Annotated in this window: 12 protein-coding genes; all 12 read right to left on the bottom strand. The window is 30.1% G+C overall.

What is annotated here, in order from left to right:
• Positions 1–154: 154 nt before the first annotated feature.
• Positions 155–790, bottom strand: coding sequence for a TraR/DksA C4-type zinc finger protein (locus EJN67_RS12065; RefSeq protein WP_129724617.1), 636 nt, complete (start codon positions 788–790; stop codon positions 155–157).
• A gap of 16 nt (positions 791–806) precedes the next feature.
• Positions 807–1,100, bottom strand: coding sequence for a DUF5665 domain-containing protein (locus tag EJN67_RS12060; RefSeq protein WP_129724615.1), 294 nt, complete (start codon positions 1,098–1,100; stop codon positions 807–809).
• 91 nt (positions 1,101–1,191) lie between these two features.
• Positions 1,192–1,662 (bottom strand): DivIVA domain-containing protein, encoded by a 471-nt coding sequence (locus tag EJN67_RS12055; RefSeq protein ID WP_129724613.1) that lies wholly within the window; start codon positions 1,660–1,662, stop codon positions 1,192–1,194.
• A 16-nt stretch (positions 1,663–1,678) separates the two neighbouring features.
• Positions 1,679–2,443, bottom strand: coding sequence for a YlmH family RNA-binding protein (locus EJN67_RS12050; RefSeq protein ID WP_129724611.1), 765 nt, complete (start codon positions 2,441–2,443; stop codon positions 1,679–1,681).
• 14 nt (positions 2,444–2,457) lie between these two features.
• Positions 2,458–2,742 carry a YggT family protein gene (locus tag EJN67_RS12045; protein WP_165000861.1) on the bottom strand — a complete coding sequence of 95 codons (285 nt, stop codon included), beginning with the start codon at positions 2,740–2,742 and terminating at the stop codon, positions 2,458–2,460.
• Positions 2,743–2,756: 14 nt separating this feature from the next.
• A complete protein-coding gene (locus EJN67_RS12040; RefSeq protein WP_129724607.1) occupies positions 2,757–3,239 on the bottom strand; it encodes a cell division protein SepF in 483 nt (160 codons plus the stop codon).
• A 21-nt stretch (positions 3,240–3,260) separates the two neighbouring features.
• Positions 3,261–3,944: a YggS family pyridoxal phosphate-dependent enzyme gene (locus EJN67_RS12035; RefSeq protein ID WP_129724605.1), complete on the bottom strand. Its 684-nt coding sequence runs from the start codon at positions 3,942–3,944 to the stop codon at positions 3,261–3,263.
• Positions 3,945–3,978: 34 nt separating this feature from the next.
• The gene (locus EJN67_RS12030) at positions 3,979–5,202 is read right to left on the bottom strand and encodes an HlyD family efflux transporter periplasmic adaptor subunit (RefSeq protein WP_129724603.1); all 1,224 of its coding nucleotides are present in this window, start codon (positions 5,200–5,202) and stop codon (positions 3,979–3,981) included.
• 129 nt (positions 5,203–5,331) lie between these two features.
• Entirely contained in the window at positions 5,332–5,754 is a 423-nt protein-coding gene (locus EJN67_RS12025; protein ID WP_243641306.1) for an ATP-binding protein, read from the bottom strand.
• A 79-nt stretch (positions 5,755–5,833) separates the two neighbouring features.
• Positions 5,834–6,595 (bottom strand): sigma-70 family RNA polymerase sigma factor, encoded by a 762-nt coding sequence (locus EJN67_RS12020; RefSeq protein WP_129724620.1) that lies wholly within the window; start codon positions 6,593–6,595, stop codon positions 5,834–5,836.
• A complete protein-coding gene (locus EJN67_RS12015) occupies positions 6,588–7,016 on the bottom strand; it encodes an ATP-binding protein (protein WP_129724599.1) in 429 nt (142 codons plus the stop codon). Before EJN67_RS12015 ends, EJN67_RS12020 begins: the two co-directional genes overlap by 8 nt.
• Positions 7,006–7,707, bottom strand: coding sequence for an anti-sigma factor antagonist (locus EJN67_RS12010; protein ID WP_165000860.1), 702 nt, complete (start codon positions 7,705–7,707; stop codon positions 7,006–7,008). The genes EJN67_RS12015 and EJN67_RS12010 overlap by 11 nt, the downstream gene beginning before the upstream one ends.
• Positions 7,708–7,872 lie beyond the last annotated feature (165 nt).

Here is a 7,872-nt window from a genome sequence, read left to right as displayed (position 1 = left end):
CATAGAAGATGTCATCCTTTCGTTAAGTTATTTGTTTATTCGACTAATATTTTAACAGGATGGCATCTTCTTTTCAATTCTATTGGTAATTTATTACTCTAAATCCCTACGGTAATTTTACGCTAACAATTGCCCCAATATTGGGGCAATTAATCTATTCTGGAAGCTGAGACTTATATTCTTCATTACTAATATCTTCTATTGACTCTGGGACGTCCTTTAACTTTTCATGCTCATCATAAAAATTATTATCATACCAATCTAATGCGTAATTAGGTGTCTTATTATACTTTGCCACATCCTGCCATGCATCTTCACCATCATATCCTACATAATCATGACCATCGGTATCTGTTCTGTAAAAAGGAGGCTTTAAAACATCTTCTTCAACTGGTCTATCGGTATTTTGCATATCCCTTATTGGTATGTTAATATCTTTTTCACATTTTATACAAAGTTTTGATGTAGGTAATGCTTCTAAACGTTCAAAATCGATATCTTTACCACACATCTCACATGTTCCATAGATATTTCTATCTATTTTATCTAATGCATGCTTTATATCTGCCATACGTTTTTCATAATGCCTTTTTATAGCTATTTGCTTTTCCATTTCAAAAGTTTCACTAGCTGTATCTGCAGGATGATTATCATATAATGATAATTCCATTTCATTTGCCGCAAGTAAAGTACCGGTATTTAGCTCTTTATTGTCCTTCAAGGCATTTTCACATTCCGTCTTCTCTTCCGTTAACTGACTTTTAAGATATTTAAGTTGGTAATCTTTCATTTTATGCTTATCCTTTCTAAAGATTATTTTGTACAATTTTTACTATTTCAGTTATGAAATTACCTATAATCGGCAGATTTTTGCTGGCTAATTTGCTTAAAAAATAAAAAGCTACTGCACCTAATAGAGTAAATCCAATAGCCATACCAAATCCTCTAGATAAACCTGCTACAAAATTGGTGATTAACATCCTTTTTGTGTTTTTAAGGTATTCTACGTAATCTCCAAATTTCATTTTTTCTAGTGTTCGAGCTGCTTCCTCTAATTTCTGGATATATGCATACTGACGATCATCGTTATGATCTTCCATAATATCTATACCTCTCTAAAATGATCTATCCTATTTATATTTAAGCACAATAAAGGGAATATACTCTTTAGTATATTCCCTTTTAAAAAGCTTATTCTAAATTTTCATCTATAAATAAATCGGAATTTTGCTCTATCATATCGAGCTGGGTTTCAAGAAGGGTTTTAAACTTATTTTTAAAAATTTGAAATTCTTTACAAGAATTTTGGTATTCTTTCTTTATATCTATTATCTGATTATTTGCTTCTTGGATAATCTTTTCAGCTTGAGTTTGAGCTTCCTTTATAATAAGCTCTGCCTTTTTTTCAGCATTTGCATTTACATCTTCAGCAGTTTTTTGGGCTGTTACCAAAGTTTCTTTCAAAGTATTTTCTATGGTTTTATAGTTGGCTATTTGATCGGACATTGTATTTATTTTATCTTTAAAGTTAAGATTTTCCTTATACATCTTCTCAAATTCGTCGATAATCAAATCCAAAAATTCGTCAACTTCATCTTCGTTGTAACCTCGAAAAGATCTGGTAAACTCTTTATTATGTATATCCATAGGTGTCAACGGCATATGATTTTCTCCTCCCTTATATAAATCTTTCTATTGTTACATTAATCCGTTGTTTCTTAGTAAAGTTACCTATTTCGGCTAATCTAATACGCCCCATATGTTGAACTGATATCATATCATCTTCTTTAAGCACAAAATTTGGTTTATCTACCTCTGTCCAATTTACTTTTACAGCTCCAGATCTAATAGTAGGAACCATCTTATTCCTTGATATACCAAATCCTGCACTAGCAATACTATCCAATCTAAGAGTAGAAACAGTGGCTTTTATGAGTTTTATTTTTGGAGGGTCAATGTATATCTGGTCATAGTTACATATTTCCGTGTTTACACTAGCCTTACCGATATATATCAAATTTGAAAATATAAAAGGGGCTATATTGCCTAAGGTAAACACATATCCAATATCAGATTGAATAATAATATCCCCTATTTTATGCCTCTGTATACCTAATCCCATTATAGCACCTAGGATATCTCTATGACTAACTCTATAATATTTAGCATTCCAAGTAACTTTTACAACCTTGATGGCATTATACCATTTTTTTTGATCTATCTCTTTAGTAAATGGATATATATAGAACATCAAACGCTCTGCATCGCCATACCCACCAAATTTATCATATTTTATGCCATTGTACTGTTTCACAATATCCTCAACTAATTGTTGTTGTGCCGGGTCAAAAAATGAAGTAACTCTTTCAGTTTTACTTTTTTGAACACTAAAAATAAGATCTTCTACATTTGCCAATAAATATTTTGTATCCTTATAAGCCATATGCTACCATCCTATTATACTACAATTATTAATCTCTGCAATAATTGTATGATAATAGTAAGGAATAAGTATGTAAACAATGGGGAAAAATCTATAGGTAATCCTGAAGAATTAATTTTATCTGAAAGTGGCCTAAAAGGTGCTACAAAAGGCTCTGTAATACGTGTTATAAAGGTACGAATTGGATGAGTCGGATCTATAAACCAAGATAACAAAGCCCCTATTACTATAAGCCAGCATATAATATCCAAAAATAACACAATCCCTTTCAAAAGTCCCGCTATAACTTGACTAGCCAAATCAATAATGCCTCCTATTCCATCCCTTTTTCTTTATTATTTGTAAGGGTGAAAAAACTTTTACCTTTTAATTCTTCAGGTATATTTCCACTAATGTCTACATTACTAGGTGCTAACACAAAAATACCCTTTGAAACTTTATGGATGGTTCCGTCAAGAGCATATACTGCACCACTCATAAAATCTAGTACTCTTTGTGCTAAATCGATATCCAGTGCCTCTAAATTTACGATAACAGGTTTGCGCGATTTTAAATTATCTATTATTGTTTGGGTATCATCATAGGAAAAAGGTTGATATACTATAACTTTTACATATGATGCACTATGAATATTAACCACCTTACCTTTTTTCTGTTTAGTTTTGATGATTGGCTCGTCAAAATCATCATCCATATTATTATTTTGTTCTTCTAGAAACATATCTTCATCTTCATCCATTATGCTTTCTTCCAAACCAATAATATTCAAGAATTTATCAAACATTTTACCTGCCATATTTTATATTCCTCCTTTTGATTATCGTTCACCAAATATAGCTCTACCAATCCGCACTATATTTGCACCTTCTTCTATTGCTATTTCAAAGTCATTTGTCATACCCATCGATAGATATTCCATAGTTACATTGCTATATTGGCGTAGTTTAATGTCTTCATATATTTCCTTTAACTTAGCAAAATAAGGACGTGTCTTTTCTGCGTTATCCAGTAAAGGGGCTATAGTCATCAGACCTTTTACCCTTATATGCTCAAATTGCTGTATTTGGTCTAAAAAATCATCCAATTCTTCTATGTATATACCAGATTTTGTAGATTCTTTTGATACATTTATCTGTATCAAAACTGGCAATACTATACCATTCATTGATGCCCTTTTATCTATTTCTTTTGCCAATGACAATCTGTCTAAAGAATGTATAATATCTACTTTATCTATTATATATTTTACCTTATTGGTTTGTAAACTACCAATAAGATGCCATTTTACTCTATTTTTTATATATGGATATTTACTTCTGATTTCTTGAACTCTATTTTCTCCTATATGTCTTATACCAGATTCAATGGCTTCATCTATTCTGGCAGGTATTACCGTTTTAGTAACAGCTACTAGCGTAATATCTTCTAAATTTCTTCCTGTTTTTATAGCAGCTCTAGCCATTCTATCTTTTACTGATATAATATTCTCTTTAATGTCCATATTAGAAGTCCACCTCTTAACAAAATACATAATATTAACGCAGCTGTATTTGATCATTGACATTTAATTTTTCATATTGATCATTATGTTCTATTATAGCATATTTATCATCATATGCGACAATTTTTATTTCTATAAATTTTTTTTCACCGTTTTTTAATTTCGTCACTCCTTCTTTACCCTTATATTTGATAATAGCTGATTTAGGCACTTTTAAACCTTCAAATTTTTTGCTTATATTTACTTTGGTATTTCTTACATTAATTACATTTTGTATATCATTCCCCAACTCCAATACCATAAGTTTCCCTTGTGTGTCTCCATCTACTAGTTTTACTATTTTAGCATTTGTATCTTTTACCGGTATCTCTGAAAAGCCTATTGAGACATCGTCATTTATTTTATAAAAAAAGGGGGATGAAGGTAATTCACATATAATATACCATTTATTAGTATCTACAATGCGAAAAAAAGGTTGGTTTGCTTTAGCCTGGTTCTGATTTTGACCCTGGTCTTTGGATGGAGCCTGATATTGTAGCAATTCCTGATAGCTTTCTGTTGTTATTTCATCTAAAGAATCAAAATTCAATATTTGTTCTAAACCATCGATATAAAAGCTGACCAACCCTGAGGCTGGAGATACTATATCTAGTTTCCAGTCTTTTATCTGCTCAGTCAATTTATTTTGTTCATCATACAAATTTTTTAGATATTCATCTGAATTGCCCTTTTTGTCAATTATTTCCTTTCGCTGTTCTAATAATAATCTCACATTTCTTTCTTTGTTGTCCATTTGTTTCATATTAGTATCTCTAATATTCTCTTGAATGTCATAGATAATATTATTTATATCTTCTTGTACCTTATCTAAATCTTTATCATTTATCTTATCTATAATATTTTGTTCCTGATAATTTATAATTTTTTCTTGTACATTATATAATTGATAAACTACTTCCTCTTGATAATTTGATTTATATATGGTAGCTAATACATCTCCGTTTTTTACCATTTGATTTTCATCTACATGGAATAGTACTTTTCCATATATTGGTGCAGTATGTATCTGTTCATTCCTAACTATAAGAGCATGACTTTTGTTTTCAGTAGTAATACTTCCATATTCTACAGACGCATATTCCGTGGGTCTAGATGATGATAAACCAAATAGCCAATAGATGCATATACCTATAATCGTAACAAAAACAAAAAAACGGGGTTTAATATTTCTTCTCCCTATTTTAAGACCTTTGGCCATAGCAAAAATCCTTCCGTCTATAAAATATTATCCTAACTCATAATTATTTATCTATATATTTCTCTATCATTTTCAAAAATCCTTTTAGAATTTTTGAAAATTAAAATTTATACATGACTAATTTATTAATTATCTTTTGATAGATTTACTGATACTTATCTTATTACCATTATTACCATCACAATCGAATTTAATAGTATCACATAAAGCCTTAATAATTTTAAGCCCTCGTCCACTTTCAGTAAATATATCCGTAGAATCTACATCACTTTGCATAATAGTATTATAGTCAAAACCGTTACCTTCGTCGCATATGCATATATTAATAGTATTACTATTCAATTCTTGAATAATAGCGGTTAAGGCTTTATCACATTTTCCGTTATTCCCATGAATAATGCCATTTGCTATCAATTCGTTAAGTATTAATAAAAATTCGTAGACTTCTTCTTCCTCTAGTTCATGCCAACACTTGATACATTCTATCATTTCATTGATTAAATTACGTATAACAACTGCATTACAACCTACAACCTTTTTATGAAATAGCATTTTCACCTATGGTACCTCCCGTTATTTATATCTCCAAGATATATTTAACCTATTGTATAAAAATAAAACATGGGTACCATCAACCTTTTCTAAGATAAGTTCGAAACTTTTCTAGTATTTTACGTTCCATTCTTGATATATACATTTGTGAAACTCCCATATCCTTAGCAATTGCTCGTTGGCTTCTTCCTTTATAAAAGCGTTCATATATAACTTTACGTTCAGTATCATCAAGGGTTTCCATTACCCTGGAAATAAAGTCCTTATTTTCGATATCTGAATAACTAGTTTCATCTTGTCCTATTACAGACATTAAATCGGTTTCCCCTTCATCATCTATATAATAGTCTAAAGATGCAATATTAGTAGAATGTCTAGATTCCATAAGTTCTAATACTTCTTCTACAGTGATATTTAAATATTCGGCAATTTCTTCAGGCTTGGGAGAACGAGATAATTTAAAAGATAAATGGCTAGTGGCTTCATCAAGTTTTTTAAGATATTCACTTTCTTTTCTAGGTAACCTTATTACCCTGCTTTTATCCCTAAAATAATTTTTTACTTCTCCTACAACGGTAGGAGTAGCAAAACTAGAAAATTTATATCCCCTATTTATGTCATAACGCTCTAATGCTTTTATCAATGCTAAAGAAGCCACTTGAAAAAGATCATCGTATTCTACTCCTCTATTTGAAAATTTTTTTGCTACAATCTCAGCTATATAAAGATATTTTTTTATAAGTTCATTTCTTAAGTTTATATCTCGAGTTTCACAATATTTCTGCAACAATTCATCTTCCTGTCTGTTTTGCAGTTTTTTTGCTTCATTCCCATCAATCATCACATGTTTGACCCCCACTTTTTTTATACATGGAGATGGAATAAATAATATCTCCTTTTTGATGAAAATTAACATCAGTTATAAGTGATGTTATTATATAGATTCCCAGCTCGTTTTGCTCATCATAGTTATTATAATCATTACCAACAATGTCATCTAAATCCTTTTCTATGCCGATTTCTATTTTAAGCCCTTCTCCAGTAGTATTAAAATTGACATTAAGCTGTTTTATATTTTTAGTTTGATTCATAAGGATATTGCACGATTCAGCTACTGCAACTTTTAAATCTTCTATTTCATCTACCCTTAAACCTGCCCTACATGCAACTGCTGATGTGGTTAAACGAACCACCATTACATATTCAGGTTTTGCAGGGATGTTTAATAATATACTATCCACCATCATCACCTCATTCTTCAATGGCAAAAATCTTGTCCAAACCTGTTATAGTAAAAATTTTAGCTATATAGGGTTTTAAATTTTTTATACGAATATCTCCCCCAAAATCCTTGACTCTTTTAAGTATGCTTATAAGGACGCCTAATCCAGTACTATCTATGTATCTAAGTTTTTCACAATCTAATACTATACTAGCATTTTTTTGATTGAGCATAGAAATTAAAGACTCTTTTAGTTGCGGTGCATTATATATGTCAATCTCTCCAGTTAGACAGACTTCCCATATACCGTTTATTTCATCATATTTTTTTTGTATATCCATATTTGTCACTCCCTTTATACAATAGTTTTGTATAAATTGTATAAGCCTTATTATATCAAATTTAGTCGAATAGAACAATGGATTTTGTACATTATCTAAATTTGAGCATATCTGTTTAGTAGCTGCCACATCCAATATACTACTAGCTATTTGTGCAGACATATATGGTGCTTTAAGTATAATTTTTATTTGTGCATTTGAAAATCCTTGATCTTGTAAGTTTTTAATATACATAAATATATCAATTTCCCTTTGAGTAAAATATCTATGATTTGACTTAGTACGTGGAATCTTTATTTCAAATTCTTTTTCATAAAATCTAATAACATATGGTTTGTAGCCGATGATTTGAGAAAATTGACTTATTGTATAATGCTTTAGATCTTTCATGTTATCTGCTCCTTTATATTGTATATATATTCCAATATATTGTAGTGTCATAATAGTTTTCCAATATTTTTTGACTATTATGCACCAAAAACGGTTTTTATAAAAAAAATTTCAAAATAGACTTGACAGTTTCAAAAAAATGATGTATATTAAACATCGTCGCCT

It is taken from the genome of Xylanivirga thermophila (assembly GCF_004138105.1).
GTDB classification, from domain to species: domain Bacteria; phylum Bacillota; class Clostridia; order Caldicoprobacterales; family Xylanivirgaceae; genus Xylanivirga; species Xylanivirga thermophila.
Note: the sequence above shows the minus strand (reverse complement) of the source record. Positions and strands in the feature narration are given on the sequence as shown.

Bases quoted from the DNA above. Each gene is read 5' to 3' on its own strand.
- EJN67_RS12065 (WP_129724617.1), bottom strand. From the start codon at position 790: ATGAAAGATTACCAACTTAAATATCTTAAAAGTCAGTTAACGGAAGAG.
- EJN67_RS12060 (WP_129724615.1), bottom strand. From the start codon at position 1,100: ATGGAAGATCATAACGATGATCGTCAGTATGCATATATCCAGAAATTA.
- EJN67_RS12055 (WP_129724613.1), bottom strand. From the start codon at position 1,662: ATGCCGTTGACACCTATGGATATACATAATAAAGAGTTTACCAGATCT.
- EJN67_RS12050 (WP_129724611.1), bottom strand. From the start codon at position 2,443: ATGGCTTATAAGGATACAAAATATTTATTGGCAAATGTAGAAGATCTT.
- EJN67_RS12040 (WP_129724607.1), bottom strand. From the start codon at position 3,239: ATGGCAGGTAAAATGTTTGATAAATTCTTGAATATTATTGGTTTGGAA.
- EJN67_RS12035 (WP_129724605.1), bottom strand. From the start codon at position 3,944: ATGGACATTAAAGAGAATATTATATCAGTAAAAGATAGAATGGCTAGA.
- EJN67_RS12030 (WP_129724603.1), bottom strand. From the start codon at position 5,202: ATGGCCAAAGGTCTTAAAATAGGGAGAAGAAATATTAAACCCCGTTTT.
- EJN67_RS12025 (WP_243641306.1), bottom strand. From the start codon at position 5,754: ATGCTATTTCATAAAAAGGTTGTAGGTTGTAATGCAGTTGTTATACGT.
- EJN67_RS12020 (WP_129724620.1), bottom strand. From the start codon at position 6,595: ATGATTGATGGGAATGAAGCAAAAAAACTGCAAAACAGACAGGAAGAT.
- EJN67_RS12010 (WP_165000860.1), bottom strand. From the start codon at position 7,707: ATGAAAGATCTAAAGCATTATACAATAAGTCAATTTTCTCAAATCATC.